Below are 247 nucleotides of genomic sequence, written 5' to 3' on the forward strand. Positions count from 1 at the left end.
GGTTCCAAGACGCATCCTGCATGTTCAGGACGTATTCGCCTTGAGTCATACGGGAGCCGTCCAAGACGGCGTGTTCGCCGGCGTAGCTCGCGACTGTGATTGACTTGCCGCTGACACCGTCTTTCGTCAGATCAATGCTTGAAAGCGGCGTGTAGACCCCCCCGCGTAGAAGAATAGTGTCACCGGGCTGCGCCTTGTCGTGAGCGTATTCCAGTGAGGCGAAAGGACTTTCCAACGTGCCCGATTG

1 protein-coding gene is annotated in these 247 nt (G+C 57.5%); it reads right to left on the reverse strand.

The annotated features are described in order from the left end of the window. On the reverse strand, window positions 1-247 hold a 247-nt coding region (locus CVH10_RS27060), incomplete at both ends, for a hypothetical protein (RefSeq protein ID WP_219925050.1).

It is taken from the genome of Halomonas sp. ND22Bw (genome assembly GCF_003011945.1).
GTDB classification, from domain to species: domain Bacteria; phylum Pseudomonadota; class Gammaproteobacteria; order Pseudomonadales; family Halomonadaceae; genus Halomonas; species Halomonas halophila.